14 protein-coding genes and 2 pseudogenes are annotated in these 13,518 nt (G+C 52.7%); 2 read left to right on the plus strand and 14 right to left on the minus strand.

What is annotated here, in order from left to right; genetic code table 11:
* Window positions 1–40: 40 nt before the first annotated feature.
* The 5 genes and pseudogenes from rplS to ffh form a co-directional block, all read right to left on the minus strand.
* Complete coding sequence (gene rplS / locus ACP4CD_RS12000) at window positions 41–388, minus strand: 50S ribosomal protein L19 (RefSeq protein ID WP_064031052.1); 348 nt, start codon at window positions 386–388, stop codon at window positions 41–43.
* 12 nt (window positions 389–400) lie between these two features.
* Window positions 401–1,144, minus strand: coding sequence for a tRNA (guanosine(37)-N1)-methyltransferase TrmD (trmD, locus tag ACP4CD_RS12005; protein WP_426991092.1), 744 nt, complete (start codon window positions 1,142–1,144; stop codon window positions 401–403).
* 13 nt (window positions 1,145–1,157) lie between these two features.
* The gene (rimM, locus tag ACP4CD_RS12010; protein ID WP_168031867.1) at window positions 1,158–1,667 is read right to left on the minus strand and encodes a ribosome maturation factor RimM; all 510 of its coding nucleotides are present in this window, start codon (window positions 1,665–1,667) and stop codon (window positions 1,158–1,160) included.
* A 6-nt stretch (window positions 1,668–1,673) separates the two neighbouring features.
* Window positions 1,674–1,924, minus strand: a pseudogene (gene rpsP, locus ACP4CD_RS12015) (30S ribosomal protein S16).
* 86 nt (window positions 1,925–2,010) lie between these two features.
* On the minus strand, window positions 2,011–3,366 hold the full coding sequence (ffh, locus tag ACP4CD_RS12020; RefSeq protein ID WP_064031048.1) for a signal recognition particle protein: 1,356 nt from the start codon (window positions 3,364–3,366) through the stop codon (window positions 2,011–2,013).
* A gap of 237 nt (window positions 3,367–3,603) precedes the next feature.
* Between ffh and ACP4CD_RS12025 the strand changes: the two genes are divergently transcribed.
* On the plus strand, window positions 3,604–4,287 hold the full coding sequence (locus ACP4CD_RS12025) for a cytochrome C assembly family protein (protein ID WP_426991093.1): 684 nt from the start codon (window positions 3,604–3,606) through the stop codon (window positions 4,285–4,287).
* Here the strand turns inward: ACP4CD_RS12025 and truD are convergent.
* The 7 genes and pseudogenes from truD to ACP4CD_RS12060 form a co-directional block, all read right to left on the minus strand.
* Window positions 4,284–5,333: a tRNA pseudouridine(13) synthase TruD gene (gene truD, locus ACP4CD_RS12030; RefSeq protein ID WP_426991095.1), complete on the minus strand. Its 1,050-nt coding sequence runs from the start codon at window positions 5,331–5,333 to the stop codon at window positions 4,284–4,286. The two genes, ACP4CD_RS12025 and truD, sit on opposite strands and share 4 nt — an antisense overlap.
* A complete protein-coding gene (gene ispF, locus ACP4CD_RS12035; RefSeq protein WP_064031045.1) occupies window positions 5,330–5,803 on the minus strand; it encodes a 2-C-methyl-D-erythritol 2,4-cyclodiphosphate synthase in 474 nt (157 codons plus the stop codon). Before ispF ends, truD begins: the two co-directional genes overlap by 4 nt.
* A complete protein-coding gene (gene ispD / locus ACP4CD_RS12040; protein WP_426991097.1) occupies window positions 5,800–6,495 on the minus strand; it encodes a 2-C-methyl-D-erythritol 4-phosphate cytidylyltransferase in 696 nt (231 codons plus the stop codon). Before ispD ends, ispF begins: the two co-directional genes overlap by 4 nt.
* A gap of 3 nt (window positions 6,496–6,498) precedes the next feature.
* Window positions 6,499–6,768, minus strand: coding sequence for a septum formation initiator family protein (locus ACP4CD_RS12045; protein ID WP_064031043.1), 270 nt, complete (start codon window positions 6,766–6,768; stop codon window positions 6,499–6,501).
* Window positions 6,769–6,895: 127 nt separating this feature from the next.
* Window positions 6,896–8,179, minus strand: coding sequence for a phosphopyruvate hydratase (eno, locus tag ACP4CD_RS12050; protein ID WP_139306071.1), 1,284 nt, complete (start codon window positions 8,177–8,179; stop codon window positions 6,896–6,898).
* Between the two features lie 32 nt (window positions 8,180–8,211).
* A complete protein-coding gene (kdsA, locus tag ACP4CD_RS12055; RefSeq protein WP_168031873.1) occupies window positions 8,212–9,060 on the minus strand; it encodes a 3-deoxy-8-phosphooctulonate synthase in 849 nt (282 codons plus the stop codon).
* Window positions 9,061–9,084: 24 nt separating this feature from the next.
* A pseudogene (locus ACP4CD_RS12060) lies at window positions 9,085–10,712 on the minus strand (CTP synthase).
* 209 nt (window positions 10,713–10,921) lie between these two features.
* Between ACP4CD_RS12060 and ACP4CD_RS12065 the strand changes: the two are divergent.
* Window positions 10,922–11,140 carry a hypothetical protein gene (locus tag ACP4CD_RS12065; RefSeq protein WP_426991098.1) on the plus strand — a complete coding sequence of 73 codons (219 nt, stop codon included), beginning with the start codon at window positions 10,922–10,924 and terminating at the stop codon, window positions 11,138–11,140.
* Window positions 11,141–11,266: 126 nt separating this feature from the next.
* Here ACP4CD_RS12065 and ACP4CD_RS12070 read toward each other — a convergent pair whose 3' ends face one another.
* The gene (locus ACP4CD_RS12070) at window positions 11,267–12,463 is read right to left on the minus strand and encodes a glycosyltransferase family 92 protein (RefSeq protein WP_426991100.1); all 1,197 of its coding nucleotides are present in this window, start codon (window positions 12,461–12,463) and stop codon (window positions 11,267–11,269) included.
* 5 nt (window positions 12,464–12,468) lie between these two features.
* Complete coding sequence (locus ACP4CD_RS12075; protein ID WP_082885668.1) at window positions 12,469–13,458, minus strand: nodulation protein NodZ; 990 nt, start codon at window positions 13,456–13,458, stop codon at window positions 12,469–12,471.
* Window positions 13,459–13,518 lie beyond the last annotated feature (60 nt).

The raw sequence follows: 13,518 nt of genomic DNA on the forward strand, positions 1-13,518 counted from the left end.
TTTTGATGACTCTGCTTAACGCCGAGTCGCCGCCTCACCATTAAGACAGTCGTTCTTTAATACGAGCGGCTTTACCGGTCAGGTCGCGCAGATAATACAGCTTGGCTCGACGCACATCGCCACGGCGTTTGACTTCGATACTGCTGACGGCGGGGCTATGAGTTTGGAACACTCGCTCGACGCCGACACCGTGGGAAATTTTTCTAACGGTGAACGCTGAATTCATGCCGCGATTTCGTTTGGCGATAACTATACCTTCGAAAGCCTGCAATCTTTCCCGCTCGCCGTCCACAACCCGAACCTGAACCACGACAGTGTCGCCTGGGCCGAATTCTGGCACGTTTTGTTTAAGCTGAGCCGCTTCCAACTCTTCGATAATTTTACTCATAACCACACCCTATTAAACAATTTCATTTCTAAATTCACTCAACAAAGCCTCCTGCTCTGCCGTCAAGTTCAAACTCCGGAGTAGCTCCGGACGCCGCATCCACGTGCGGCCCAGCGCTTGTTTCAAACGCCAGCGCTTGATCGCCGCATGATTTCCGCCAAGCAACACATCCGGCACATCACCGAACTCGCCATGCTCCGGCCTCGTATAGTGGGGGCAATCCAACAAGCCATCCACATGAGAATCTTGCTTTGCCGACTCATCATCCCCCAACACGCCGGGAAGCAAGCGGGTCACCGCATCAACAACAATCAGCGCGGCAAGCTCTCCACCACTGATAACGTAATCGCCGATAGACCACTCCTCGTCGCACTCTTGAACGACAAATCGCTCATCGACACCTTCATAGCGTCCTGCCACCAATATCAACTGTTCGAATCGACTGGCCTCATGCAACAAATTTTGCGAAATCACTCGCCCCTGCGGGCTCAAATACACGACTTTAGTGTCACCTCCGGCGCGACCGGCTAGCTTTGCCGAGGCAACCGCGTCGCGTAGAGGCTGGTATTTCATTACCATGCCCGGACCGCCACCGTAAGGCCTGTCGTCGACCGTTTTGTGTCGGTCTTGAGTAAAATCTCGAGGATTCCAAACAGCAAGATCAACCAATCCGCGCTCTATCGCCCGACCGGTAACCCCAAATGCGGCAGCGTCGGCGACCATCCGCGGAAAAATGCTGATCACATCGAAGCGCATACCGCAACAGCCGTCAAAAATCGGCGTCCCAATCGACCAAAATGCAGCCTTTTTCGGTATCGACCTTGAGGATTGTTTGCCCCATCAGAAACGGGATCAAGCGTTCTTGTTGCCCATCCGAAACCACCACAACGTCATTAGCGCCGGTCTCCAACAAATGATCGACCACCCCCAACTCCATCGCGGCCTGATTAACGACCCTCAGACCGATTAAGTCGGTCCAGTAATACTCGCCATCCGCCGGCTCGGGCAACTGTTGTCTACGTATCAGGATATCCGACCCCATCAACGCCATCGCCGCGTCGCGATCATCCAAATCTTCGAGTTCGGCCACAACGGCAGCGCCTTGGCGTCTTCCGGCTAGGACCTTAAACTCGCGAATTTGATCGTTCTTCCTAAGACACCAAGGCGAGTAAGCCAAGATATTTTCTCGCGGATCGGTATAAGAAAAAACTTTTACCCATCCTTTGATGCCAAACACGCCGGAAATTTGACCGACGCTCAAATACTCTTCGGCAGACAAGCGGGATTAGGCAACAGCCTTGCTAGCGTCCTTGATCAGTTTGGCGACTCGATCCGAAGGCTGAGCGCCGTTAGCGGTCCAATATTGAACGCGTTCGGTATCCAAAACCAAGCGCTGCTCGCCGCCTCTCGCCAGAGGATTAAAAAACCTACCCTTTCGATGTAGCGCCCGTCGCGGCTACTTCTGCTGTCGGTTACGACGACATGATAGAAAGGACGGTTTTTTGCGCCGCCTCTGGACAAACGAATACTTACCATCTGCACACCCTAGATAACAATGAGTCAAAAATTTAATCTACCTATTCTACGCGATTTGCCGCGCAAGAAAAGAAAAAATTGAAAAATCACATCTTCATGCCGCGCATATTGCTTTTCAGACCCCGCATCATGTTGACAATGTTGCCTTTGCTAAACTTTTTCATCATTTTCTCCATCATCTTGTGCTGCTTCAACACACGATTGACAGCATTCAAATCCAGACCGCAACCGTCAGCGATGCGCTGCTTGCGACTGCCCTTGATCAGATCGGGAAAGCGCCGCTCTTGCTTGGTCATCGAATTGATCACGGCGATTTGATGCACCAAATCCTTGTCGTTGACCTTTTCCTTAACTTCTTTCGGCACCGCGCCCATGCCGGGCAACTTATCCATCATGGCGCCGATACCGCCCATGTTTTGCATTTGCGTCAACTGCTCGCGCAAATCTTCCAGATCAAAACTTTTGCCCTTCTGCAACTTCTTGGCGAGCTGCTCGGCTTTTTTCTTGTCGACGTTCTGCTCGATGTCCTCGATCAGCGACAACACGTCACCCATACCCAAGATACGCGAGGCCAATCGATCCGGATAGAACGGCTCCAACGCATCGGATTTTTCGCCAACACCGATAAACTTGATCGGCTTACCGGTAATATGCCGAATCGACAGCGCCGCCCCGCCTCTGGCATCGCCGTCGGCCTTGGTCAAAATCACGCCGGTCAACGGTAACGCATCATGAAAAGCCTTAGCGGTATTGGCCGCATCCTGACCGGTCATGCTATCGACGACGAACAGTGTCTCTATCGGCTTGATCGCGGCATGCAGAGCCTTGATTTCAGCCATCATCTCGTCGTCGACGTGAAGACGCCCCGCAGTGTCGACGATCAACACATCCAAAAACTGGCGCTTGGCGGCATCGATAGCCCGATTAACAATATCGACAGGCTGCTCGGTGGATTCGCTGTCGAAGAACTTCAGACCAAGATCGTCGGCCAGGGTTTGCAACTGCTTGATTGCCGCAGGACGATAGACGTCCACGCTGACCACCCCGACCCGCTTCTTTTTCTTTTCCTTTAAATGCCGGCCAAGCTTGGCGACCGTCGTCGTCTTACCCGCACCTTGCAAGCCCGCCATCAAAATCAACGCGGGGGGATTGGTGCGCAGATTCAGCTCTTCGTTGGCCGAGCCCATCACTCGCACCAATTCGCCCTGCACCACTTTGATCAGAGCTTGCCCCGGCGTCAAACTGGTCTGAACTTCTTGACCCAGCGCGCGTTCCGTCACCTGCTCGATAAAATCGTTGACGACCGGCAGAGCGACATCGGCCTCCAGCAACGCCATTCGCACTTCCCGCATGGTGTCCTGGATATTGGCCTCGGTCAAGCGGCCCTGACCCTTGATTTTTTTGAGCGCACCGCTCAGGCGATCGGATAAATTGTCAAACATAGCTACGTCTTTATAGTTCTGAAGTCCTGGTGATGATCCGCCGTAACAATCGAATTACGACAATCAGGCCGCTTAGTTTAACATAAGCGCTTCGCAACGCCTTTCGATTCTTCCGGCCATGTACCTCAGCACAGCCATCGGCATTTTATCGATTCTGACCTACGCGCTCGCGGGGGCGGGAATCGCTAGAGAAATCCTTGCCGCGCAAAGACAGTCCTCGCTTCCACTCAAATTGGCTTGGGCGCGGCCGGCCTGCACAGCGCTTATACCTTCCTAAACATCCACGAGCAGAACGGCTTTTCGTTCGGTTTTTTCAACACCGCGTCGCTAACCGCGTTGGTCGTTGTCTGGTTACTACTGTTTGCCGCCCTCGATAAGCCGGTGGCAAAACTCGGCGTATTGGTATTCCCAGTGGCGGCATTACTTTTGGCTAGCGACGTAGCCTATCCAAGTAGACCCCATCCGCTCACCCATCACGACTGGCAGTTGACCGTCCACATTTTGACGTCGATTTTAGCCTTTGGATTGCTGAATATCGCTGCGGTACAAGCCATTCTACTGGCGATTCAAGAACAGCAACTGCGCCATCATCACCCCAAGCAATTTATGTTGGCGCTACCGCCGTTGCAGGCCATGGAAGCGCTTTTGTTCCAAATGATCGCTACCGGCCTGGGGTTTTTAACCATTTCGTTGTTGACCGGCTTTCTGTTTATCGACGACTTGTTTGCACAGCATCTGGCGCACAAAACCGTGTTGTCGATTCTCGCCTGGCTGATATTTTCCGCACTGCTATTCGGCCGCTTGCGCTACGGCTGGCGCGGACAAAGCGCCGTACAATGGACATTGATCGGCTTTACATCGCTGCTGCTGGCTTATTTCGGCAGCAAACTGGTGTTGGAGCTAATCCTGAAGAAAATCTAGGTCGTGACCGCGCCTAACGACTCGTCAAGCGCGACAATTTCCCGCAGCAGCGCCGTCGCGTAAGCGCCGGCCGGCAAACCGAAACCTAAGCGCAAAACCGCTTCACTCTCGAAGCCCCACACCAAATCGGTCGGCCTAACCACGAGCGCTCGCCTATCCTGCGTCAGGCCAGCCGAAATCAAACCTTGCGCCAGTATCGGCTGCGCCGCGACAATTCGTTGCTCTAGTTCCAGCGCATCGGCGCGAGCCCCACTAACGCCCTTGCCCCACAACGCACCGCTGCACTGAATGTCGCCGGCCGCCAGTCGCGCCGCCAGCGCCGAATCGATTTCATCCGCGGCAAAATAGCTGTGACTGCCGGCCAGCATAAAAGCCTCGCCAGTCAGGCCGGTACTCCAGCTACCGGTCGCCACCCGTTCGGCCAGAATCAGATTAAATAAATAAGACCGCGCCGCCGACAGGTAAATCGAGCGCTGTTCCGGTTTCACCCTGACACCGCCGAACATTTCAGCCGCTCGCGCGACATTGCGGCCTTGGAAACCAAAACGTTGTTCGCCGAAATAATTGGGAAATCCCAAGCGCTTGACTTGCTCGAGCTGGGCATCCAAACGTTCGCGGTCGCCTTGCCAGTTACGGATCAAAATCTCGAATCGATTGCCCTGTAGCACACCTCGCTTTAACTTGCGTGGGTGGCGAACTGCTTCCAGTATTTTCAGATGGTCTCCCTGCAACATTCTCCAATCAGGCTCCACCTTGCCGGGCAACCAAACGCTGAACCATTGCCGGGTGCGGCCATGGCGGTCTTTCAGGCCGGCGTAACCGATGTCGCGCTGCCTAACACCGGCGTGGCGGGCCAGCAGCCGGGCGACATATTCGGTGTTTTCGCCGATTTTTTCGACGAATAGAAACACGTGCTCGCCACTGCCTTCCGGTTGGAAGCCGAGAATTTCTTCGACAAAGAAATCCTCGGGGATGACTTTAATGTCACCAGTGCCGGATGGGCCGCCGAAAGCGCGAGGCCAGTCCGGTAACGGAAATTCGCTCACTTTTCGATCAGCACCACAGCCTGCACCGCAATGCCTTCCTTACGGCCTTCGAAGCCGAGTTTTTCGGTGGTGGTGGCTTTGACGTTGATGAAATCGACATCGACCGCCAAGTCGGCCGCGATGTTGGCGCGCATCGCCGACACGTGCGGCAGCATTTTCGGCGCCTGGGCGATGATGGTGACGTCGGCGTTAACCAGTTTGTAGCCTTTCTCCTGGACGATGCTGTACACGTGGCGCAGCAATACCCGGCTGTCGGCGCCTTTGAAATTGGGATCGGTATCCGGGAAGTGCTTGCCGATGTCGCCAAGCGCCGCCGCGCCCAAGATGGCGTCGGCCAAGGCGTGCAGCACCACGTCGCCGTCGGAATGGGCCTCCAGGCCTTTTTCGTAAGGAATGGTGACACCGCCCAAAATGATGTGGTCGCCGTCGTTGAAACGGTGGACGTCGTAACCTTGACCGACTCGAATCATGTTTGTTGCTCCATATAAAATTGCGCCAGCGCCAGATCTTCGGGCCGGGTGATTTTGATGTTGTCTGGGCGGCCTTCGACGATTCTGGGCTTGAAGCCAAGGATTTCCAGCGCGCTGGCTTCGTCTGTCACCGCTGGATTGCCTTCGGTTTGCTGCAAGGCGTCGCGCAGCATGCCGTATTTGAACATCTGCGGGGTCAGCGCCCGCCAGACGTGTTTGCGGTCGATGGTCGCGGTGATGGTGTCGCCGTCGACATGCTTCAGAGTGTCATGCGAACTCAATGCCAGAATGCCGCCGACGGCGTCATCCTTCAGACTGTCGATTTGCAAATGAATGTCGGCGGCGGTCAGACATGGCCGCGCGGCGTCGTGGACCAGCACCCAGTCGTCTTCGCCGGCCAAGCCTTGTAGGGATTTCAGCGCCGACAGCACCGAGTCGGCGCGTTCCTTGCCGCCGGGCGCGGTAATCACGTCGGGGTGTTTGGAAATGTCCAGCTCGGGCCAGTACGGGTCTTCGACAGAAATCGCCACGGCGACTTTTACGAAAGCTCCCGAGCCCAAAAGCCTAGAAAGCGTGTGTTCGATGACGGTCTTGCCGGCCAGCGGCAGATATTGTTTGGGGCGGTCGGCTTGCATGCGTTTGCCGACGCCAGCTGCCGGGACTACTGCCCAGCATTTGAGAATTTGATTCATGCGCTACTCAAGCACTTGAAAGAAGGTTTCGTTTTCCTTGATCATGCCCAGCTCGTAGCGGGCGCGTTCTTCGATGGTTTCCAGACCTTTGCGCAGGTCCAGCACTTCGGCGTACAGCGAGTCGTTACGCTCTTTTTTCTCTTGGGCATCCTTGGTCAATTCCTCCAGCCGCGCGCGGTACTCGCGAATCTGCGACAAACTGGCGTCGCCGAACCACAACCGGTATTGGAAGTGCAGCGTCAACGCGATGATGACAAGGATCAGGGTTTTGATGGCGGTTGTCTCTTTAGAAAAGAGTAGGTTGGGTTAGCGAAGCAACGCGGAGCGTAACCCAACACGACGACTCTTAAAGTTGCGGCAATCCTCCGCTTTCGCAAAGGATCAACCTAACCAACGCTTTTTATTTCAGCATTTTGAACGCGCCACGGCCGGCATAGCGAGCTTTCGCGCCCAACTCGTCTTCGATTTTCATCAGACGGTTGTATTTGGCGACGCGGTCGGAGCGGCTCAATGACCCGGTTTTGATTTGGCCTGTGCCGGTAGCAACCACCAAGTCGGCAATAGTGGTATCTTCGGTCTCGCCGGAGCGGTGAGAAACCACCGCGCTGTAACCTGCCGCTCCAGCCATAGTGATCGCTTCCAGGGTCTCGGTCAAAGTGCCGATTTGGTTGACCTTGATCAGGATGGAGTTCGCGATGCCTTTCTCGATACCTTCTTTCAGAATTGCGGGGTTGGTAACGAACAAGTCGTCGCCGACCAATTGGATGCGGTTACCCAACTTTTCGGTTTGGTATTTCCAGCCGTCCCAATCGTTTTCGTCCAGACCGTCTTCGATCGAGATAATCGGATATTTATCGACCCAAGCCGTCAGGAAGTCGACCATTTCCACTGAGTTGAAGCTGCGGTTTTCGGCGGACAACACGTACTTGCCGTCGTCGAAATACTCGGAAGCCGCCGCGTCCATGCCCAGGTAGATGTCTTGACCGGCTTTGTAACCGGCTTTTTCGATCGCTTCCAGAATCACTTCGATGGCTTCTTCGTTAGAGCGCAGATTAGGTGCGAAACCGCCTTCGTCGCCGACGGTGGTCGCCAAGCCTTTGCCTTTCAAGACTTTTGCCAGGTTGTGGAATACTTCGGCACCGTAACGGATCGCTTCGCGGAAGGTTGGTGCGCCAACCGGCAGGATCATGAATTCTTGCAAATCGACGCTATTGTCGGCGTGCGAACCGCCGTTGATGATATTCATCATCGGTACCGGCAGAATGAATTCGCCGGATTTGTTCATGAACTGATACAGCGGTTTACCGGCTTCTTGCGCGGCGGCACGGGCAGCGGCCATCGATACGCCCAAAATGGCGTTGGCGCCCAGTTTGCTTTTTGCATTAGTACCGTCGAGATCGATCATTTTTTGATCCAGCGCGGCTTGGTTATCGGCTTGCATACCAACCACGGCATCTTTCAGCACGGTGTTAACGTTGTTAACCGCAGTCAACACGCCCTTGCCCAAGTAACGAGATTTATCGCCGTCGCGCAATTCGATAGCTTCGCGTTCGCCGGTGGAGGCCCCGGAAGGCACCATGGCGCTGCCGACGACACCTGAATCCAAATAAACTTCGGCCTCGACGCTGGGGTTGCCGCGAGAGTCCAGAATTTCTCTAGCTTTTACATCAACGATTCTCATGATCTTCAATTGCTCCGTGGGAGTGATGGATAGGTTTAGTTGTTTTGTTGGTTCAAGGTGTTTTCGATCAAGGCCGCCGCTTTTACCGCGCGATCGAGGGTCATCAAAGTTTCCAGCAGTTCCTGCATTCGATGCAGCGGCCAGGAATTTGGCCCGTCACTCAAAGCGTCTTCTGGCTTAGGATGAGTTTCCATGAATAATCCGGCAATACCGACCGCAATAGCCGCCCGCGCCAGTACCGGCACGTGTTCGCGCTGGCCGCCCGAGCAACTGCCCTGCCCGCCCGGCAATTGCACCGAATGGGTAGCGTCGAACACCACAGGACATTGGGTGTCGCGCATCACGGCCAAGGAGCGCATGTCGGATACCAGGTTGTTGTAGCCGAAGGATACGCCGCGCTCGCAGACCATGATTTGCTGGTTGCCGGTAGCCTTGGCCTTGGCGACCACATTGCCCATGTCCCAAGGCGCCATGAACTGGCCTTTCTTGATGTTGACCGGCTTGCCTTGAGCGGCGACGCTTTGGATGAAATTGGTCTGACGACACAGAAAAGCCGGTGTCTGCATGACGTCCACCACGGAAGCGACTTCCGCCAGCGGCGTGTCTTCGTGGACGTCGGTCAAAACCGGCACGTCCAATTGTTGCTTGACCTTTTCCAGAATTTGCAGGCCAGTTTCCAGTCCCAAGCCGCGAAAACTAGACATCGACGAGCGGTTGGCCTTGTCGAAAGAGGATTTGTAAATGAACGGGATGCCGAGTGCGCTGGTGATTTCCTTCAGTTTACCGGCGGTATCCAACGTCATTTGTTCGCTTTCGATCACGCAGGTGCCGGCGATCAAGAAAAACGGTTGATCCAGACCAGCTTCGAAATGGCAGAGTTGCATGCTTAACCTTGTTGTTTATGCTCGTTAAAGTGCTTTTTTGTGTTTGGCGGCGGCTTCGACGAAACCCGAAAACAAGGGATGGCCATTGCGCGGCGTCGAGGTGAATTCGGGATGAAACTGGCATGCCAGGAACCACGGATGATCGGGCAGCTCAACGATTTCGACCAGCCGGCCGTCCAAGGATTTGCCGGAAAAACGCATGCCGGCGGCTTCCAGTTGTTTCAGATACTGGTTGTTGAACTCGTAACGGTGGCGGTGGCGCTCGGTAATCACGTCTTTTCGATACACCTCGAAGGCCAGCGATTCGTCCTTCAAGCGGCATTTTTGCGCGCCTAGGCGCATGGTGCCACCGATGTCGGAGTCTTCGTCGCGGGTGACCAGTTCACCGGCCTCGTCCATCCATTCGGTAATCAAGCCGATCACGGGATGGGGGCTCTTCGGCAGAAATTCGGTACTGTGGGCGCCTTCCAAGCCGACCACATTGCGGGCGAATTCGATCACAGCCGATTGCATGCCCAGGCAAATGCCCAGAAAAGGGATTCTGTTCTCGCGGGCGAAGCGCACCGTCGAAATCTTGCCTTCGACGCCGCGCTCGCCGAAACCGCCCGGCACCAGAATGGCGTCGACATCCTTCAACCGAGCGGTGCCTTCCTGCTCGATGGTTTCGGAATCGATGTATTTGATCTCGACCTTGTGGCGGGTATGAATGCCGGCGTGCAACAAGGCTTCGTTCAAGGATTTGTAGGCATCGGTATGGTCGACGTATTTGCCGACGATGGCGATTTGCACCTCGTCGGTTGGGTGGGTCAGGCCGTCGACGACTTTTTCCCACGCGCTCAAATCGGCGGGCGGCACGTCCAGACGCAATTGGTTGACGACGATGTCGTCCAGCCCCTGCTCGCGCAACAGCAGCGGAATGCGGTAGATGGTATCGGCATCGATCGCGGTGATGACCGCCTTCTCGCTGACGTTGGTGAACAGCGCGATTTTGCGGCGTTCGCTGGCCGGGATGGTTTGTTCGGAACGGCAGATCAGAATATCGGGTTGAATACCGATGGTGCGCAGTTCCTTAACCGAGTGCTGGGTCGGCTTGGTTTTCAGTTCGCCGGCTGACTTGATATAGGGCACTAGGGTCAAATGGATGAACACCGCGCGGTCGCGGCCCAATTCGACGCCCATTTGGCGGATGGTTTCCAGAAACGGCAACGACTCTATGTCGCCGACCGTACCTCCGACCTCGATCAGCGCCACGTCCTTGCCTTCCGCGCTGGCGTAAACCCGGCGCTTGATTTCATCGGTGATATGCGGAATCACTTGCACCGTCGCGCCGAGATATTCGCCCTTACGCTCGTTGCGAAGCACTTGTTCGTATACCTGCCCCGTCGTGAAGTTGTTTTTTTGGCCATCGTGGTTTTCAAAAACCGCTCGTAATGGCCTAAGTCCAGGTCGGTTTCCGCGCCGTCCTCGGTGACGAACACTTCGCCATGCTGGAACGGACTCATGGTGCCCGGATCGACGTTGATGTAGGGATCGAGTTTGGTGATGGTGACCTTGAGGCCGCGGTCTTCCAAAATTGCGGCCAAGGAAGAAGCAGCGATGCCTTTCCCCAGCGAGGAGACCACACCGCCGGTGATAAAGATGAATTTTGTCATGAAAAATTTGCGCCTTGTCTAGCGTCTGGCAATGGGGTCAACACTAAACCGGAATTTTAACAGCTTTGTCCCATGCCTGCCGGGCAAATCTAGCCCTTGCGCCCCCACAGCAACCACTAAAAGCTCAGGCACATTCCTCACAGTAAGCTCACGACAACAACTGCCGTACATCAAGTTAGCAAGCGTTAAAACGCCAAGAATGCGACGAAATGTCGCACGAAGCGCCTGATCTCGAGAAAAAGACGGGCAACGACTGGCAAAACAAGATCGCGCACACCTTTATTATTTTTAATGTTACCCACAGTCAAACAATCGCGGCCATTGCCGAGCAACAAGGCGTAAAGTCCAACGCTATTGGAAGCGGCGCCGGAAAGTCGCTAAAGATTTTTCGATTCGTCAGCGTTGCGTCGTTTCGCCCAACGTTATGACATGGAATCCCTCTGTCAGCTGGAGGGCACATAGCTCACTACTAGACGTATAACATCTTCGAAAGGGCTCTAACAAAACCTTTTCCAACTGTACTTATACAAGATAAATATCAATTTATAGCACAACTATATTTTCCCAATATACTCTTCCACGGAGTCAACGTATTTTCTCATTCCTGTATCTTCCACGTCGTTATGGTCCGAATACCCCTTAAATTGACGCTTGGAACTAGTCGCATAATAATGATTAATCCGAAACAGTTCGGGAGACACCACATCCATCCATGAATTTTCCTCACACGCCTTAACCCCATGAATAAACATTAGCTTCGTTAACTGAGGCCGGACAGCACATTTCTCTCGACCTAAGGACAAAACCTCCGGAGAACGTCGAATATAATTATTAATAATTAAACCCTTAGGAACCTGTTCAAATCCTGAATTTCCAAACCAGATCATCTTGAACTGCAACGCGGCTATATTTGGATGCTCTCGACTCTCTAAAAACTTCAAAAAATCTTGCTCGGCATTAACAGGATAGATAAACTCATCAACATCGATAAACAACATCCAATCGGAAAAACTACCGTATTTGTATAAACAATGGTGCATCTGTCCTCGCTGACAAAAACGCCAGCTATTATCGGGAGCACCGGACACGTAAGGATAATCCCAATCTATCAACGTCACAATTCCCTGGGCAATTAGAGGCGCCAACAAGTTACGTATCCGCCTTCTTTTTAAACTACGATTATCGTATATATAGAAATGACTTACGCCTATCATACGATAATATGCGATCCACTCAGGGATGAACCTATCTTCATCCTTCATTAACGTCGTCACACTTAGCTTATGCCGCGGCAATTCGACCGAATGATTCGAAAGCTGGAGAGAGTTAACGATTTGACTACCGTCCAACTTTAACGTAATCAAAACCACGGGCTTACTCCGAAAACCAGAGGGAATCAAATATTTAATGATTGAAACCTGATAAGCCTCCTTTTCATCGGCAAAATCCTCAACGACCTGCCCAATAACTTCGCAACCTGAGTCGAATACGCATATTAATCTACTCCAGTCTGCAACGCGGTCATATCTACCAATAGCTACCACGTAATTTTTATCGCCGGAAACGAATACATCGTAGATAGCGGGCTTACCAGAAATTTTAATCTCGTGGCGACCGCCAAAATTCGGCAACGTCAGTTTCTTAAAGTAAAAAACCCAAATTGGATAATTTAACTGAACGAAATTATACGCAACATCCAGACTGACTTTTTTCCCAGCCTCTTCAATAGGCTTAGCAGGACTCTCATACAAGCTTCCTATTCAGTGAAATCAGGCAAGTAATGATCCAAGGAACGCTTCATTATCTCTACCTCAGGAAACCATAGCGCATCTTCCAAAGGCTTGTTCAACAAAACCACCGGCACTTTTGGATTAAAAATCGACGCCCAAGCTGATAAAAATGACGACGACCGGATTAGTGCGTCGCATTTCGACAACAACAAAGAATTAACTAACGCATCGAATCCTTTCGAATAATTATCGCCGCCCCCATCGAGACTATGAATTGCCTTAATGCCATCGCTGCGAAAATGGTCCTGATGGCTCACCACAGCAATATCTGGAAATTTTTCCAGCATATATTGAATAAAACGACTTTCATCACTAGCGACAAATAGAACATCGACGCTGGGGTGATCCGCTAAAAAATTTCGAATCGTTTGTTCACAATACGCCCAAGCGACTTGTGGCGCCTCGACTACTTTATCGGTACCTCGAAAATGAACCCCCAAAACATACTTACCTGCAAAATGCTCGGCAACGAACGCTTCCACCTCGGCGGAAATCACCGGATTGAACTCAATATATTCACGGAAAATCTCGCCGGCTTGTTCCAAGCTCAAATCGTGAAAACACCAACCCGGCATCCGTAAATCTCTGATACGTCGAACCTTGGTAACCAACCAAGGCCTATACTCGGCTGCGAAACCGGCCGCTGACATTGCTCGATTAGAAAAATAATACTTAAACCAATCGCGCCCCAAAACCGGATCCGAATAATTCTTCGTAGTAAATTCTAAATAGGGTACTAAACCCTGCTTCTTACAGAAATGCAAAACAAACAGCGCCCAATTCAGAACCGCGAAAAACCCTAAATTGGAATTCACGATCTCAATTGCAAAAACGCCTCGATTTAACCGTTGAAAATGCCGATAAAAATATGGCGTCAGCTCTGAAGCTACCGCATCGAAAGCTTGGCCGGGCGTTTTAATTGCAGCAATTCTCCACCAAATATGCCTCAGATTCATAACATTTCACAACCTAATTTTAGAGAACCCAATATCTCGGGAATAAAAAGAAAATCAGAG

This window comes from Methylomonas stagni (genome assembly GCF_050154735.1).
GTDB lineage: Bacteria > Pseudomonadota > Gammaproteobacteria > Methylococcales > Methylomonadaceae > Methylomonas > Methylomonas koyamae_A.